The organism is Bacillus cereus group sp. BceL291, assembly GCF_051776705.1.
GTDB lineage: Bacteria > Bacillota > Bacilli > Bacillales > Bacillaceae_G > Bacillus_A > Bacillus_A cereus.
Map to the genome: position 1 here is coordinate 86,556 of NZ_JBPWAP010000005.1, position 16,966 is coordinate 103,521.

The window sequence follows — 16,966 nt, forward strand, 5'->3', positions numbered from 1 at the left end:
GATTTGGTATTGGTATTAAACTTATTATAGAAACTCTCTTATAATGTAAGTAGAAAGAACATGCATGTTCCAATACGATTATTGGAGTGGTTCAAAATGGAACAAACACTTGTTATACAAAAGAAGAAGCGTTTTGGATTTTCGCAAGGAATTGGGATTACATTATTAATCGCAATTGCCGCGAAATATTTAGCAGAGCTTCCATTTTTAAATATTATGGGACAATTAGTAATTGCTATTCTAATTGGGATGGTTTGGCGTGCGGCAATTGGAGTCCCTCAAGATGCGATTGCAGGGACGAACTTTGCGAGTAAGAAGTTGCTGCGCTTTGGAATCATCTTACTTGGAATGCGATTAAATCTTGTTGATATTGCGAAGGCAGGGCCCAAAGTATTGGTCATCGCAGCGGTTGTTATTACATTTACGATTTTCGTTGTATATGGACTAACGAAAGTATTTAAGGTAGAAAAGAAACTTGGGATTTTAACAGCATGTGGTACAGCAATTTGCGGGGCGGCAGCGGTCGTGGCAATTGCGCCGCAAGTGAAAGCAAAAGATGATGAAACGGCAGTTGGGGCTGCAATTATTGCTATTTTAGGTACGATATTTACGCTTATTTATACGTTATTATATCCAGTGCTTGGCCTATCTCCATATGGTTACGGTGTATTCTCAGGGGCCACGCTGCATGAAATTGCTCATGTTATCGCAGCCGCGGCGCCAGGAGGAAGTACGGCTATAGACATCGCAGTTATCGTGAAGCTAACGCGCGTTGCAATGCTCGTACCAGTAGCAATTTTAATTGGATTATGGTTTGGAAAGAGTGAAGGAAGCAAGGAAAAAAGATCGTGGCGCGACCTTCCAATTCCATGGTTCATTTTCGGATTTTTAGCGATGAGTGCCGTGCATTCGCTCGGGATTATTCCAGAAGTTGTTGCGGGATACATTGTTGTCATTGCTTATATGCTAATCGCAATGGCGATGGCAGGACTTGGTTTAAATGTAGAGTTTAAAACGTTCCGTAAGTTAGGAAGCAAAGCGTTCGTGGCGGGGCTGATTGGCTCGGTTTGCTTATCGGTTCTTGGATACGTTCTTGTATATGCGCTAGGATTTATGTAGTAGAGGAGAAAGCTGTTCCCGAAGGTATTTGGGGACAGCTTTTTCTTATGATTATAGTAGCGCTACGGATGTCGATATTTGTCGGTAAGTCGATATATTTGAAAAATCGCCGATATAAATGGAGTTGCGCTGATATATTTGGGAAATCGCCGATATAATTTAAGTTGCGCTGATATAAATTGAATTACTCTTGTACTTTATTAGAGTAGGTGTTCAGTGAAACGTTTTTCTAAAATTTGTAAAGATATCTTTACTTATAACTGGAAAATATTTATAATTTAAGTAAAGATATCTTTACTTTTGAAGGTGGAGCCTATGGGTGTAAAAAATAAAATAAAAGAGTTAAGAAAGCAAAATCATATAACGCAAGTTGAAATGGCAAAGGCGATGCAGGTGACGCGGCAGACGATAGTGGCGATTGAAAACCATCATTACAATCCGAGTCTAGAGTTATCTTTAAAAATCGCCAAGTATTTTGGAGTGAAGGTGGAGGAAATATTTACGCTGGAGTAAGGAGAAAGAAAATAAATGATAAGCTTGAGAGATTTCAATTAGAGTAAACGTTTAAATATATAAGGATTGGTTTTGATTTATTAATTAGTATCGCATCAACGAGCGTGTTAGCAACAAGGAATAATAGATAGAAAAAGGGGAACTGGGATGGGATTACCGGTGTTATGTGTCGCTACAGCTATATTTTCGCTTCTTTGGGGAATGCAAAACTTTTCTCGTAATCCAGTGCCGAGCATTTGTATTATGATTGGTACTGTAGGTTTATCGTATTATTTATTATTATTAGCCCATTATCATAAAACGGCAACGAGTGTTGTTGTTGGAGCAGTTATTTTATTTTGTGGGCGCGCCATACAAAAGGGGTTATTTCCATAAAAGCTGTTTATACACTTTGTATAAACAGCTTTTTGTATTTTTTTTACAAAACGCTTGAAAGTTACGTAACGTCATCTTTTATAATGAGAGGGAAGAGGTGATGGTAGTGATTTCAATACAAGAATTGACGAAAGAAACAGGGGTTACAGTACGTACACTACGTTATTATGATCAAATAGATTTATTAAAGCCGAGCGGAAAAACAGAGGGTGGACATCGGTTATATAGTGAAAATGACGTTATTCGTTTGCAACAAATTTTATTTTTGAAAGAAATGGGATTTTCATTAAAAGAAGCTGCGAATATGTTAGTAAAAGGTGAGCTGGATTTAAAAAATTCGCTTGAAAAACAACTTCGGTTTGTACAGGAAGAACAAAAGAAATTTAATCGAATGGAGCGTGTTTTACAAGCAGTTGTTTATTCGGTAGATGTAGAGGGAGAACTTGATTGGAAAGTTATGTTTGAACTTATTCAGCTTTCAAAACAGTCTCCTCGTATACGTGAAATATTTCAAAATGAAGTATTTTCAAAGGAAGAACAAAAATTGCTTCAGAATTTGCCAAATATGAGTGAGGAAGATCCGAATGTTTTAGAATGGGTAGATTTATTAAAGCAATTACGTACTTTTATGAAAGACGGTAAAGAAGTCGCAAGTGATGAAGTACAAGAGGCAACGAAGAAATTAATGCAGAAATGTTTAGAAATGGCTAATGGTGACGAAGCGTTTTTAGATAAGTTATGGGAAGTTAGAAAATCGAAGGAAGATTCACAGAAAATGAGCATGTATCCAATTGAAGAAGAACTTTTAGCATATATGGATGAGGCTTTTCGTATTTATGATGAAAGGGAGAAGGATAAATGAGTATACTCGCAGAATATCGTTGGTATTTTTTAATTGGGGCAGAAATTGTATTTTGGTTATCAGCTATCGGTTTCTTTTTACTTCGCTACGGATTCCGTTTGAAAAGAGCGAGTTTTATTATGGGGATTGTACTCCTCGTAAATGAAGTATTTATTTTAACTTTAGGGGTAGTGGACTATTATCAAACAGGAAAGTTCTCTAACTTTCAGATTATTACTGTAATCATTTTATTATATGCAGTTTTCTACGGGAAAAAGGATTTAAAGAAGCTTGATATATTTGTACAAAAATCAGTTGCGAAATGGCGTAATGAACCGGCGCCTATTATTGAAGAACAGGTAGAATTAACAGGTATGGCCTATGCAAAGCAGGAAATAAAAAATTGGGTATTACATCTTGTTTTATTCATTGGTGTGCACATATTCTTTTTCTTCGCGTATGGATTTATTCCATTTGAACAATGGGGTAATTGGTTAGAATCGGGAATCGTTTTAAATAAAGCTGCAAGTCGCGTGAGTCAAGTGTGGGCGATTATATTTTTAGTTGATACAGCGATTTCATTTTCATATGTGATTTTTCCGAAGAAGGAGAAAGGAAAAGAAAAGCTACTTTCATAATTGAAGTAGCTTTTCTGGTATACAAATAATTTTTATAGGAGAGGATGACAATAGGAAAAAGAACCAGTTTTATAAGTCTATTTCTCTTTAGTTTAGTAGCATGTTCACCATCTAGCACTACAATTGATAAGAAGAATGATGTCATTGTAAAGGGAGCAGGAATTCTCAATCTAGATAAATTTGAAAAGTTCGTTTTGAATGTCGAGCAAAGGGAAGTTGATAAAATAAGAATTGTACAGTATACCCTTGAAGGGGACCCGATTTTTCAAACGTTAGAGTATAGTGGGAACGATATATTTTATGTGTCAGATAATAGAAAAGACAAATTTGCTGGGAAGGATAAAGGGTTACATAAAGATAGTTGTAAAGGTATTGTTAAAGAGCAGCGCGAATCAGAAAGTACTTATCGGTTAATAGATTGTATGAATGAAGCTGGGCGCAATGGATATGACTTAGTATATGTACCTAAAAAAAAGAATTAGTAGAGGAAGGAGGTATTTACTCCTTCCTTTTTCTATGTGTATATTGTCGAAAACTTTACCGAATATCTGTTCGTTTTTTTAGGTTTTTTATAGGTATTCGTGGTAAAATAATAATACAGATTTTTATGAGGAGGTCGGATTTTCTTGGAACGTCAATTTGAAATTGTCTCAGCGTATTCCCCGCAAGGTGATCAGCCGGTAGCTATAGAGAAGCTTGTAGAGGGAATTAATAGTGGAAAGAAAAAGCAAGTGTTGCTTGGAGCGACAGGAACGGGTAAGACATTTACGATTTCAAATGTCATTAAAGAAGTGCAAAAGCCAACACTTGTTATGGCTCATAATAAAACGTTAGCAGGGCAGTTATATAGTGAGTTGAAAGACTTTTTCCCGAATAATGCAGTTGAATATTTTGTTAGTTACTACGATTATTATCAGCCAGAAGCGTATGTACCACAAACAGATACGTTTATTGAAAAAGATGCGCAGATTAATGATGAAATTGATAAATTGCGTCACTCGGCAACGTCTGCATTATTTGAACGGGACGATGTAATTATCGTTGCGAGTGTTTCGTGTATATATGGCTTAGGTTCTCCAGAAGAATACCGCGAGCTAGTTGTTTCGCTTCGAGTTGGTATGGAAAAAGACCGTAATCAATTGCTTCGTGAACTTGTTGATGTACAGTATGGACGTAATGATATTGATTTCAAGCGTGGTACATTCCGTGTACGCGGAGATGTAGTTGAAATCTTCCCAGCATCACTTGATGAGCATTGTATTCGAATTGAGTTTTTCGGTGATGAAATCGATCGTATTCGTGAAGTAAATGCGTTAACAGGTGAAGTATTAGCAGAACGTGATCATGTAGCAATCTTCCCAGCATCTCACTTCGTTACACGTGAAGAGAAAATGAAGGTCGCTATTGAAAATATAGAAAAAGAATTAGAAGAACGTTTAAAGGAGTTAAATGATAACGGTAAGTTGTTAGAAGCGCAGCGTATAGAGCAACGTACACGTTATGATTTAGAAATGATGCGCGAGATGGGCTTTTGTTCAGGTATTGAAAACTACTCCCGTCATTTAACACTTCGTCCAGCGGGGGCAACGCCGTATACGTTATTAGACTATTTCCCGAAAGATTTCTTAATCGTTATGGATGAGTCGCACGTATCAGTACCGCAAGTAAGAGCGATGTATAACGGTGACCAAGCACGTAAACAAGTGCTTGTGGATCATGGATTCCGTCTGCCATCAGCTTTAGATAATAGACCGCTCATGTTTGATGAGTTTGAGGAGAAAACGAATCAAGTTATTTACGTTTCAGCAACGCCAGGACCGTACGAGTTAGAGCAGTCACCAGAAGTAATAGAACAAATTATTCGTCCAACAGGGCTTTTAGATCCACCAATTGATATACGACCAATTGAAGGGCAAATTGACGATTTATTAGGAGAAATTCAAGATCGCATTGCAAAAAATGAACGTGTATTAATTACGACTTTAACGAAGAAAATGTCAGAGGATTTAACGGATTACTTAAAAGATGTAGGAATTAAAGTTAACTATCTTCACTCTGAAATTAAAACGTTAGAACGTATTGAAATTATCCGTGATCTTCGCCTCGGTAAATTTGATGTACTTGTCGGTATTAACTTATTGCGAGAAGGATTAGATATTCCGGAAGTATCACTTGTAGCTATTTTAGATGCTGATAAGGAAGGATTTTTGCGTTCAGAACGTTCATTAATTCAAACAATTGGTCGTGCCGCGCGTAATGAAAACGGCCGCGTTATTATGTATGCAGATCGTATAACGAAATCTATGGGGATTGCGATTGAAGAAACGAAGCGTCGTCGTAGTATACAAGAAGCTTACAATGAAGAGCATGGTATTACACCGAAAACGATTCAAAAAGGCGTTCGTGATGTTATCCGTGCAACGACAGCAGCTGAAGAAACAGAAACATATGAAGCAGCACCAGCTAAGAAGATGACGAAAAAAGAGCGTGAAAAAACAATTGCGAAGATGGAAGCAGAGATGAAAGAAGCAGCAAAAGCGTTAGACTTCGAGCGTGCAGCTGAACTAAGAGATTTACTATTAGAATTAAAAGCGGAAGGGTGAAAAAAGTGAGTAAGAGCAAGGATTTTATCGTTGTAAAAGGTGCTAGAGCACATAACTTAAAAAATATTGATGTAACCATTCCGAGAAATCAGCTTGTCGTTGTAACGGGATTGTCTGGTTCGGGGAAATCATCATTAGCATTTGATACGATTTATGCAGAAGGGCAGCGCAGATACGTAGAATCATTATCTGCGTATGCGCGCCAGTTTTTAGGACAAATGGATAAGCCGGATGTGGACACGATTGAAGGATTGTCACCAGCGATTTCAATCGATCAAAAAACGACGAGTCGTAATCCACGTTCAACTGTCGGAACGGTAACGGAGATTTATGATTATTTACGTTTATTATTTGCGCGAATTGGTACGCCAATTTGTCCAAATCATGGGATTGAAATTACATCACAAACAGTAGAGCAGATGGTAGACCGTGTTCTTGAATATCCTGAACGTACGAAATTACAAGTGTTAGCTCCTATCGTGTCTGGGCGTAAAGGTGCACATGTGAAAGTACTTGAAGATATTAAGAAGCAAGGATATGTTCGTGTACGTGTTGATGGTGAAATGCTTGATGTATCTGAAGATATTACGTTAGATAAAAATAAGAAGCATTCCATTGAAGTTGTAATTGACCGTATTGTTGTAAAAGAAGGAATCGCAAGCCGTCTTGCTGATTCACTTGAAAGTGCATTAAAGCTTGGCGGAGGCCGAGTGTTAATTGATGTAATGGGAGAAGAGGAACTTCTATTTAGTGAACATCATGCTTGTCCGCATTGTGGTTTTTCAATCGGAGAATTAGAGCCGCGTATGTTCTCATTCAACAGTCCGTTCGGAGCATGTCCTTCTTGTGATGGACTTGGTTCAAAGCTAGAGGTAGATTTAGAGCTTGTTATCCCGAACTGGGATTTATCATTAAATGAACATGCAATTGCACCTTGGGAACCGACAAGTTCACAATATTACCCGCAACTTTTACAATCTGTATGTAATCACTACGGCGTTGATATGGATGTGCCTGTGAAAAATATACCGAAAGATTTATTTGATAAAGTGTTGTACGGAAGCGGGGAAGAGAAGGTTTATTTCCGCTATGTAAATGAATTTGGTCAAGTAAAGGAAAATGAGATTTTATTTGAAGGTGTTATTCCAAACATTGAACGTCGTTATCGTGAAACGAGCTCCGATTACATTCGTGAGCAAATGGAAAAGTATATGGCAGAACAAGCTTGTCCGAAGTGTAAAGGTGGACGCTTAAAGCCTGAGAGCTTAGCTGTATTTGTTGGCAATAAAACGATTGCTGACGTAACGAAGTATTCAGTTCAAGAAGTACAAGAATTCTTCTCGAATGTAGAGCTAACGGAGAAGCAACAAAAAATAGCTCATTTAATTTTAAGAGAAATTCAGGAGCGCGTTGGGTTCTTAGTGAACGTTGGTTTAGATTATTTAACGTTAAGTCGTGCCGCAGGAACTTTATCAGGTGGTGAGGCGCAGCGTATTCGTTTAGCGACGCAAATTGGTTCTCGTCTAACTGGCGTACTTTATATTCTTGATGAACCTTCAATTGGTTTACACCAGCGTGATAACGATCGTCTTATTCGTACATTGCAAGAAATGCGCGATTTAGGTAATACGTTAATTGTTGTTGAACATGATGAAGATACGATGATGGCTGCTGACTATTTACTTGATATAGGGCCTGGTGCAGGTATTCACGGTGGACAGGTCGTTTCAGCAGGGACGCCGGCTGAAGTGATGCAAGATGATAATTCATTAACAGGGAAGTATTTAAGCGGTAAAGAGTTTATTCCAGTTCCACTTGAAAGACGTAAAGGTGATGGACGTAAAGTAGAGATTGTCGGCGCAAAAGAGAATAACTTAAAGAATGCGAAAATGTCATTCCCACTTGGTACGTTTGTAGCGGTAACAGGGGTATCTGGTTCTGGTAAAAGTACGATGATTAATGAAATACTATATAAATCGCTAGCTCAAAAGTTATATAAAGCGAAAGCGAAGCCAGGTACTCATAAAGAGATTAAAGGTCTTGAACATTTAGATAAGGTAATTGATATTGATCAATCACCAATCGGTCGTACACCACGTTCTAATCCAGCGACGTATACAGGTGTATTCGATGATATTCGTGATGTGTTTGCACAAACGAATGAAGCGAAAGTGCGCGGATATCAAAAAGGACGTTTCAGCTTTAATGTAAAAGGTGGACGTTGTGAAGCGTGCCGTGGTGATGGAATTATTAAAATCGAAATGCACTTCTTACCAGACGTATACGTTCCGTGTGAAGTTTGTCATGGTAAACGTTACAACCGTGAAACGTTAGAAGTGAAATATAAAGATAAGAATATTTCTGAAGTGTTAGGGATGACAATTGAAGATGGAGTAGAGTTTTTCGCTAATATCCCAAAAATTAAGCGTAAACTTCAAACGCTTGTAGACGTTGGGCTTGGTTATATGAAATTAGGTCAACCAGCAACAACATTATCTGGTGGGGAAGCACAGCGTGTGAAATTAGCCTCTGAATTACACCGTCGTTCTACAGGACGTACGTTATACATTTTAGATGAACCAACGACTGGTTTACATGCGCATGATATTGCACGTCTTCTAGAAGTGCTGCAACGTCTTGTTGAGAGCGGTGAGACGGTACTTGTAATTGAACATAATTTAGATGTGATAAAAACAGCTGATTATATAGTTGACCTTGGACCAGAGGGTGGAGATAAAGGTGGACAAATCGTTGCTTCCGGAACGCCAGAGCAAGTAGTGAAAGAAGAGCGCTCGTACACAGGTAAATATTTAAAAGAGATTTTAAATCGTGATAAAGCAAGAATGAAAGAGAAAATAAAAGAAGTAGAATTATCGCAATAAGTTTATTGATGAAAACCGGGTGGAAATGACGCTCGGTTTTTATTGTATAGGGGGAGAAGATGAAGTTTTTAGAGGTGTTAAGGAAGAAAAATATGAAAGTAAGAGAGTTTCAAAGTTGGGGTGTATATTTTCGAAAGCGCTGGGAGGATCACTTTGCAAATCATTTAAGTGATGAAGAAAAAGAAGACATTTTTCTTTATGGAGATAAGTATGGATGTGGGTATCTTTGGCACATATTTAGTTATGAGAAAAAGAAGTGTTTAGAGAGTAAAGAAGCAAAGAACGCGTTTCATAATGAAGTGAAAAAGGATTGCTACATTTTCTACCAACACTGTGATGAGGTACTGTTAATAAAGGATGCGAGTTTGTTACATATGGATGATATATTGTGTGAGAGGGACGATATGTATAAGGGTGATATCTATATTGTAGATAAGGAGTTCACTTGGACTTTTGTAAAAACTCATGAACATAGATGGTGCGGCCCTTATTTTACTAAGAAATGTTAGTAGGTATACAAGCATGAAAGATAGAATAAGTTGATATAAGTATTCGTATCATACTTGCGTTTCTTATCTATTAGCGTATGATGAAATATATATGTTTAAAAGGATGTGTAACGAAATGAGATGGATTGTATCACTTCTTGTAAATAGCGTTGTGTTAATCGCTGTATCGGGACTTTTAAAAGGGATTGCACCAGATGCATTTTACGTAGCAAATATACAAACTGCAATTATTGCGAGTATTATATTGGCGGTTTTAAATGTGTTCGTAAAGCCATTTTTAATTTTAATTACGCTACCAATTACTGTTGTAACTTTCGGCTTCTTCTTAATTGTTATTAATGCGATTACGTTAAAAATAGCAGATTCATTATTAGGAGATGCTTTTAATATATCAGGATTTGGTGTAGCGATTGTTGCGGCAATTTGTATTTCAATTTTTAATATGATAATTGAAAAGGCAATTGTTGAGCCTCTATATGAAAAAAAGAGAAAGTGACAAAAAGAAAAACATTTCATTATTCGTATGAAATGTTTTTTTCTATTTATTAGAAACCGTATTTCTTGTTTTCAGAAAAAAATGGTACAATATCCGATAGAATGGAATTTTACATCAAACGAGACTGAACCCGCAGCGGAGTGGAGGTTTATACATATGCCGAAAGTAAGAACAAAAGATTTAATTGAACAATTTCAATTGGAGTTAATCAGTGGTGAAGAAGGTATTCATCGTCCAATTGATACAAGTGATTTATCACGACCTGGAATTGAAATGGCAGGATTTTTTACATACTATCCAGCAGATCGTGTGCAGCTTCTTGGTAAAACGGAGCTTACTTTCTTTGACACGTTAACGTCAGAGCAAAAACAAGAGAGAATGAAAGCGCTTTGTACTGAGGAGACGCCATGTATTATTGTAACTCGTAATCAAGATGTACCAGATGAGTTATTACAAGCATCACGTGAATCAGGTATGCCTTTATTACGTTCTTCTCAAACGACAACGAGATTATCAAGTCGTTTAACAAACTATTTAGAAGGTAAGTTAGCACCAACAACAGCTGTGCATGGTGTGTTAGTAGATATTTACGGCGTTGGTGTTTTAATTACAGGTCAAAGTGGTGTTGGTAAAAGTGAGACAGCTCTTGAGCTTGTAAAGCGTGGTCACCGTCTTGTTGCGGATGATAGTGTGGAAATTCGTCAAGAAGATGAAGACATGTTAGTCGGAAGTTCACCAGATTTAATCGAGCATTTATTAGAAATTCGTGGTCTAGGTATTATTAACGTTATGACGTTATTCGGTGCAGGGGCAGTACGAAATTATAAGCGTATTACACTTGTTATTAATCTTGAAATTTGGGATCAAAAGAAAAATTACGATCGCTTAGGTCTTGATGAAGAGAAGATGAAAATTATTGATACAGAGCTTACGAAGATTACACTTCCAGTTCGTCCTGGTCGAAACTTGGCTGTTATTATTGAAGTAGCAGCGATGAACTTCCGTTTAAAACGTATGGGAGTCAATGCAGCACAGCAGTTCTCTGAACGATTAATGAGTGCAATTGAGTTAGGAAATCAGGAGTAAACTTTGGAGAGGGAGGTCATATACATATGCTGTTAGCTTCTGTACCACAGCTTGACCGTGTAGCTATCCAACTTGGGCCGTTTCCTGTGTATTGGTACGGGATTATTATCGGTACAGGTGTGCTATTAGGTCTTTGGCTGGCAACTCGCGAGGGAGAAAGGCTAGGTATTCCAAAAGATACATTTGTTGACCTTGTATTAATTGCAGTACCGATCGCTATTCTTTTTGCGAGAATGTACTATGTTATTTTTGAATGGGAATATTACGCACAAAATCCGAGTCAAATTATTAATATTCGTCAAGGCGGTTTGGCGATTCATGGTGGTTTAATCGGAGCTGTTATTACCGGAATTCTTTTTGCGAAGCGACGCGGGGTTTCCTTCTGGAAGTTGGCTGATATTGCTGCACCAAGTATTTTACTAGGACAAGCAATTGGCCGATGGGGAAACTTTATGAACCAAGAGGCGCATGGTGATGAAGTAACGAGACAGTTTTTAGAAGGTCTTCATTTACCGGATTTCATTATTAATCAAATGTATATTGAGGGTGTGTACTATCATCCGACGTTTTTATATGAATCATTATGGAATTTTGCAGGCGTAATTTTACTACTTGCATTAAGAAAAGTGAATTTACGTCGCGGGGAGTTATTCTTCACATATTTAATTTGGTATTCAGTAGGACGCTTCTTCGTAGAAGGCTTACGTACAGATAGTTTAATGCTAGGACCACTTCGTATTGCACAAGTAATGTCAATTGGACTTGTTGTTATTTCTATTATTTTCATTATTGTGAGACGAAAAATGGGGCAAGCTGATAAAAGATATTTAGAAAATTAGAGACAAGTAGCATCTTATTATAAGATGCTGCTTCTTTCATATTCAGGAAGGCGAAAGGACTAAGGCGATGAGAATAAATACCGTGTTATTTGATTTAGATGGAACTTTAATTAATACAAATGAACTTATTATTTCTTCGTTTTTACATACTTTAAATACATATTATCCAAATCAATATAAGCGTGAAGATGTGTTGCCATTTATCGGTCCATCTTTGCATGATACTTTCAGCAAGATTGATGAAAGTAAGGTTGAAGAGATGATTACTAGCTATCGGAAATTTAACCATGATCATCATGATGAATTAGTAGAAGAATATGAAACTGTATATGAAACAGTTCGAGAGTTGAAGAAGCAAGGTTATAAAGTTGGTATTGTTACAACGAAAGCGAGACAAACCGTTGAGATGGGATTACAGTTGTCAAAGCTTGATGAATTTTTTGATGTTGTCGTGACAATTGATGATGTAGAGCATGTGAAACCACATCCGGAGCCACTTCAAAAAGCGCTTGAATTATTAGATGCAAAACCAGAAGAGGCATTGATGGTTGGGGATAATCATCATGATATTGTCGGTGGTCAAAATGCGGGGACGAAAACAGCTGCGGTTTCATGGACGTTGAAAGGTAGAGCGTATTTAGAGGCTTACAAGCCGGACTTTATGCTAGATAAAATGAGTGATTTGCTACCGATTTTGTCTAATATGAACCGTTCATAAAGGTCCAAGTAAGTTAGTAGAGGAGCGAGCTAAGTGCGACGGACAACGCGCTATCCTGTTTCAGGAGAAAATTCGTTATGGAATGTGTATAAAACAGTGTCTTTTTGGAAGGTAATGAAAAACTTTATTATTATCCAAATTGCGCGTTACACGCCATTTTTATCCGTAAAAAATTGGTTGTACCGCACTTTTTTACGGATGAAAGTAGGAAAGAAAACATCATTTGCGCTTATGGTAATGCCGGATATTATGTTCCCAGAAAAGATAACTGTGGGAGAGAATTCGATTATTGGCTATAACACAACGCTTTTAGCACATGAATATTTAATTCGTGAATATCGACTTGGCGAAATCGTCATTGGAAATGAAGTAATGATTGGAGCGAATGTAACAATATTACCAGGTGTGAAAATTGGAGACGGTGCGACTGTCTCAGCTGGCACACTTGTTCATAGAGATGTACCGAGCGGTGCTTTCGTAGGTGGAAATCCAATGCGTATTATTTATACGAAAGAGCAAATGACCGCAAGAGAAGGTTCATGGTGAAAATGTAACATTTCTCCTCTTTTTTTATGAATAAAAAGGAAATAATTGAGTATAATATACTGTTTTGTTTTTTACGGAATCGTTTATACTTATAGATAGAAGAATGTGTGAACGAAGAAAACAAAAAACTGGAGGATATATGGGGAAAAATCAAAGGATATATAAGGAGAACGGACAAGTTATCTCTTTTAATCAATTAGCGGACTTCTTTTATAAAAAAGGGATGAGAGCTTACAAAGGACAAAAATTGCAAGATGCAATTAAATATTTTCGAAGAGCGGCACAAAGTGAGAAGGAGCCGTTTATTTTATGTCAATTAGCATCAGTATTATCTGAGGCTGGTGAATATCAAGAATCGAATCAAATCTTCTTAAAGTTAGTTAGATCTAATCCAGAACTTGAACAGTGCTATTATTTTATTGCAAATAATTATGCATATATGGGGTTATTTCAACAGGCGAAGAAATATGCAGATCGTTATTTAGAAGTTGCAAAAGAGAAGGAATTCGTAGAAGATACATTAGAACTTCTTGAGATTATGGAAGAAGAAGCAATGGGTGCGGAAGAGATTGAAGATGAAGATGATTTAATTGTTATGCAGGAAGAAGCGAATCGCTATATTCGTAATGGACAATTGGAAGAAGCAATTGCTACATTAGAAATTGTTACGAAAGATTATCCGGAATTTTGGTCAGGTCATAATAATTTAGCCATTGCACATTTTCAATCTGGTAATGTAGACAAAGCACTGAAGTTAACAGAAATGATTTTAGAGAAAAATCCTGGCAATATACATGCGCTTTGTAATACGCTTATTTTTCTATATTCAATTGGAGAGCATAAACAAGTAGAGGCATTAGCGGGACAGCTAGTTTCGGTATATCCGATTTCATTTGAACATCGTTTGAAACTGGGAACTACACTCGCAACAATTGGTTATTTCGAGCATGCATATAAGTGGTTCAAACTATTAAAGCGTCAAGGATATGAGGGAGACGTTAGTTTTTATTATTGGTTTGCATATTCTGCGTATATGGTGAAAGACCAGCAACTAGCTGAAAAAATGTGGCAATATGTCGTGGAATTACATCCTGATAAAAAGGGAAAAGAACCGTGGAATGCGCTGAATTTAGCAGATGAAGGGCAAAATGTGTTATTTGAAGAATTACGAAAATCATTTCAGCAAAGTGCGACGCTAGAAGAACAAATGCTAGCTTTATATTTAATGAATGAATTGTCAACGCCGGAGAAGGTTGGATTCTTCTTTGATATAACGCAAGCGAAGAACGGTGTTCCCATCGTATCGCAACTTGCAAAGTACTTCTTTTTACTTAATAGTCATAAGAGTATTCCAGCTGATTTACAGCAATTTGAGCAGTGCGCGAGAATTGCGGATGCATTATACAATTATACGAAAAAAGATGATGAATTAATTGAAGAGTGTTTACACTTTTGGTTTTGTACGTTCATACGTTTATATACATCTGGAGACATATTTACAAATGTGTACGGCTGGTCAGCTGCGATTGAATACATTGTACGCGGCGAACAAGGAAATAAAATGACACAGTCGGAGCTTGGAGATGTATATAATGTATCTGTAGCGACTGTCCGAAAGTATGTGCAAGCTGTTAAGCGTACGCACACATAAGATAAGCAAATCATTGGGAAAAAAATGATGCTAACAGTATAATGAGGGTAACTTAATTGTGTAGGAATGGATAGGAGTGAATAGTGTGTCAGAAGAAAAAATTTATGATGTCGTTATTATTGGTGCAGGACCAGCTGGTATGACAGCTGCAGTATATACATCTCGTGCAAATTTAAGCACATTAATGCTTGAGCGTGGTATTCCAGGTGGCCAAATGGCAAACACGGAAGAAGTAGAAAACTACCCAGGTTATGAGTCTATTTTAGGACCAGATTTATCAAATAAAATGTTTGAGCATGCGAAGAAATTTGGTGCTGAATATGCATACGGTGATGTGAAAGAAGTCATCGATGGTAAAGAATACAAAACAATTATTGCTGGTAAAAAAGAATATAAAGCACGTGCAATTATCGTTGCAAGCGGTGCAGAGTATAAAAAAATTGGTGTACCGGGTGAAACAGAACTTGGCGGCCGCGGTGTATCATATTGTGCAGTATGTGACGGAGCATTCTTTAAAGGAAAAGAGCTTATCGTAATTGGTGGCGGAGATTCTGCTGTTGAAGAGGGTGTGTTCTTAACACGCTTCGCATCAAAAGTAACGATCGTTCACCGTCGTGACACGCTTCGTGCACAGAAAATTTTACAAGACCGTGCTTTCCAAAACGAAAAAGTAGATTTCATTTGGAATCACACTATAAAAGAAATCAACGAAGCAAGTGGTAAAGTAGGAAGTGTAACACTTGTGGACGTAAATAGTGGAGAAGAGAAAGAAGTCAAAACTGACGGCGTATTTGTATACATCGGTATGTTACCTTTATCAAAACCATTTGTTGAACTAGGTATTACAAATGAAAATGGTTACCTTGAAACGAACGAGCGTATGGAAACGAAAATCCCTGGTATTTTCGCAGCTGGTGATGTTCGTGAAAAAATGCTTCGTCAAATTGTAACTGCAACAGGTGACGGTAGTATTGCAGCGCAAAGTGCACAACATTACGTAGAAGAATTATTAGAGGAATTAAAAACTGTATCAGAAAAATAAGGGATAATATACCTTGTGAGAAGAAAGCTACCGACAGGAGCTTTCTTCTTTTTTTATGTGAAAATGTCAAAGTTTTGTCAAAAAATATAAGGATTATAAGCTTTCTTATTGATATACTGGACTTTACGGAAAAAATCACTATAAGAAATGAGGAATTTATTCAGCATGGAATGGCGTAATATATATCGTGGATTTTGTATGGGCGTTAGTGATTTAATTCCTGGTGTGAGCGGCGGTACAATCGCTGTTGTGTTAGGGATTTATGAACAATTGCTTGCGGCAATTAGTGGATTCTTTAGTCGTGAATGGAAAAAACATTTAGGATTTTTAATTCCCCTTGCAGCTGGTGTGGCAGCGGCATTTTTAACGTTAAGTCACGTTATTAAATATTTACTTGCAAATCATTATGAACCGACTCAATTTTTCTTCCTCGGTTTAATTATTAGTATATTACCGATGTTAATGAGGGAAGCTGATGCAAAGTCGTCGTTTAAAGGTAAGCACATCGTTTTATTAATAGTTGCAGCAATTCTTGTTGCGATTACAGCTTTCTTTAAACCAGATAAGGCAGCAGATCCAATTACGACTTTAACAATTTTAAATGCAATTGGTTTATTTTTCGCAGGATGGATGGCTAGTATGGCAATGCTGCTTCCTGGGATTAGTGGATCGTTTATTTTATTAATTATTGGTGTGTATCCAACAGCAATTAACGCTTTAACTACACTTAACTTACCTTTAATCGTGGTTATCGGTGCTGGTGTTATGGTTGGATTTGTTGTAAGTAGTAAAGGCATTAGTTTTTTATTAGATCGTTATAAAAGTATGACATTTGCGGCAATTATTGGACTTGTAATCGGTTCGATTGTGATTGTATTCCCTGGGATTCCGACTGGTGGATTTTCAATTATAAGTTCAATCATTACCTTTATTTTAGGATTTGCGATTGTTACTTATTTCGGTAAGAAATAAGGGCTTTAATCCCCTTGGCGATAAAAATCGTTAAGGGGATTTTTCATGCTATTCATTAAAAGTCTAAGCATTTACATTGCTTGTTATAGAAAGCTTTTTTAAAATTGCTGAGTAGCATATGCTTAGCGAAAGAGGA

Annotated in this window: 17 protein-coding genes; all 17 read left to right on the plus strand. The window is 37.1% G+C overall.

Annotated features, from left to right (window positions below; translation table 11 throughout):
- The first annotated feature begins 96 nt into the window (after positions 1 to 96).
- The 17 genes from ACS2CR_RS06230 (at position 97) to ACS2CR_RS06310 (ending at position 16,830) form a co-directional block, all read left to right on the plus strand.
- Complete coding sequence (locus ACS2CR_RS06230) at positions 97 to 1,119, plus strand: YeiH family protein (protein WP_000438437.1); 1,023 nt, start codon at positions 97 to 99, stop codon at positions 1,117 to 1,119.
- 315 nt (positions 1,120 to 1,434) lie between these two features.
- A complete protein-coding gene (locus ACS2CR_RS06235; RefSeq protein ID WP_000538364.1) occupies positions 1,435 to 1,632 on the plus strand; it encodes a helix-turn-helix transcriptional regulator in 198 nt (65 codons plus the stop codon).
- Between the two features lie 147 nt (positions 1,633 to 1,779).
- Positions 1,780 to 2,007 carry a hypothetical protein gene (locus ACS2CR_RS06240; RefSeq protein ID WP_000524141.1) on the plus strand — a complete coding sequence of 76 codons (228 nt, stop codon included), beginning with the start codon at positions 1,780 to 1,782 and terminating at the stop codon, positions 2,005 to 2,007.
- A 100-nt stretch (positions 2,008 to 2,107) separates the two neighbouring features.
- Positions 2,108 to 2,869 (plus strand): MerR family transcriptional regulator, encoded by a 762-nt coding sequence (locus ACS2CR_RS06245; protein ID WP_000260337.1) that lies wholly within the window; start codon positions 2,108 to 2,110, stop codon positions 2,867 to 2,869.
- On the plus strand, positions 2,866 to 3,486 hold the full coding sequence (locus ACS2CR_RS06250; RefSeq protein WP_153602624.1) for a hypothetical protein: 621 nt from the start codon (positions 2,866 to 2,868) through the stop codon (positions 3,484 to 3,486). The genes ACS2CR_RS06245 and ACS2CR_RS06250 overlap by 4 nt, the downstream gene beginning before the upstream one ends.
- 44 nt (positions 3,487 to 3,530) lie before the next feature.
- Complete coding sequence (locus tag ACS2CR_RS06255) at positions 3,531 to 3,968, plus strand: DUF4362 domain-containing protein (RefSeq protein WP_016110955.1); 438 nt, start codon at positions 3,531 to 3,533, stop codon at positions 3,966 to 3,968.
- Between the two features lie 144 nt (positions 3,969 to 4,112).
- Positions 4,113 to 6,089 carry an excinuclease ABC subunit B gene (gene uvrB / locus ACS2CR_RS06260; RefSeq protein ID WP_000441053.1) on the plus strand — a complete coding sequence of 659 codons (1,977 nt, stop codon included), beginning with the start codon at positions 4,113 to 4,115 and terminating at the stop codon, positions 6,087 to 6,089.
- Between the two features lie 5 nt (positions 6,090 to 6,094).
- On the plus strand, positions 6,095 to 8,971 hold the full coding sequence (gene uvrA, locus ACS2CR_RS06265; RefSeq protein WP_309567773.1) for an excinuclease ABC subunit UvrA: 2,877 nt from the start codon (positions 6,095 to 6,097) through the stop codon (positions 8,969 to 8,971).
- A 59-nt stretch (positions 8,972 to 9,030) separates the two neighbouring features.
- A complete protein-coding gene (locus ACS2CR_RS06270; protein WP_053514260.1) occupies positions 9,031 to 9,480 on the plus strand; it encodes a DUF4275 family protein in 450 nt (149 codons plus the stop codon).
- A 115-nt stretch (positions 9,481 to 9,595) separates the two neighbouring features.
- The gene (locus ACS2CR_RS06275) at positions 9,596 to 9,976 is read left to right on the plus strand and encodes a phage holin family protein (protein ID WP_001267308.1); all 381 of its coding nucleotides are present in this window, start codon (positions 9,596 to 9,598) and stop codon (positions 9,974 to 9,976) included.
- 156 nt (positions 9,977 to 10,132) lie between these two features.
- Positions 10,133 to 11,062 (plus strand): HPr(Ser) kinase/phosphatase, encoded by a 930-nt coding sequence (hprK, locus tag ACS2CR_RS06280; protein ID WP_001127250.1) that lies wholly within the window; start codon positions 10,133 to 10,135, stop codon positions 11,060 to 11,062.
- A 26-nt stretch (positions 11,063 to 11,088) separates the two neighbouring features.
- A complete protein-coding gene (lgt, locus tag ACS2CR_RS06285) occupies positions 11,089 to 11,901 on the plus strand; it encodes a prolipoprotein diacylglyceryl transferase (RefSeq protein ID WP_000922848.1) in 813 nt (270 codons plus the stop codon).
- Positions 11,902 to 11,968: 67 nt separating this feature from the next.
- The gene (ppaX, locus tag ACS2CR_RS06290) at positions 11,969 to 12,619 is read left to right on the plus strand and encodes a pyrophosphatase PpaX (protein ID WP_002097946.1); all 651 of its coding nucleotides are present in this window, start codon (positions 11,969 to 11,971) and stop codon (positions 12,617 to 12,619) included.
- 33 nt (positions 12,620 to 12,652) lie between these two features.
- A complete protein-coding gene (locus ACS2CR_RS06295) occupies positions 12,653 to 13,165 on the plus strand; it encodes an acyltransferase (RefSeq protein WP_001255070.1) in 513 nt (170 codons plus the stop codon).
- A 139-nt stretch (positions 13,166 to 13,304) separates the two neighbouring features.
- Positions 13,305 to 14,816, plus strand: coding sequence for a tetratricopeptide repeat protein (locus tag ACS2CR_RS06300; protein WP_000517720.1), 1,512 nt, complete (start codon positions 13,305 to 13,307; stop codon positions 14,814 to 14,816).
- A gap of 85 nt (positions 14,817 to 14,901) precedes the next feature.
- Positions 14,902 to 15,858 carry a thioredoxin-disulfide reductase gene (gene trxB / locus ACS2CR_RS06305; RefSeq protein WP_016110952.1) on the plus strand — a complete coding sequence of 319 codons (957 nt, stop codon included), beginning with the start codon at positions 14,902 to 14,904 and terminating at the stop codon, positions 15,856 to 15,858.
- A gap of 165 nt (positions 15,859 to 16,023) precedes the next feature.
- Positions 16,024 to 16,830: a DUF368 domain-containing protein gene (locus tag ACS2CR_RS06310; protein WP_000455196.1), complete on the plus strand. Its 807-nt coding sequence runs from the start codon at positions 16,024 to 16,026 to the stop codon at positions 16,828 to 16,830.
- Positions 16,831 to 16,966 lie beyond the last annotated feature (136 nt).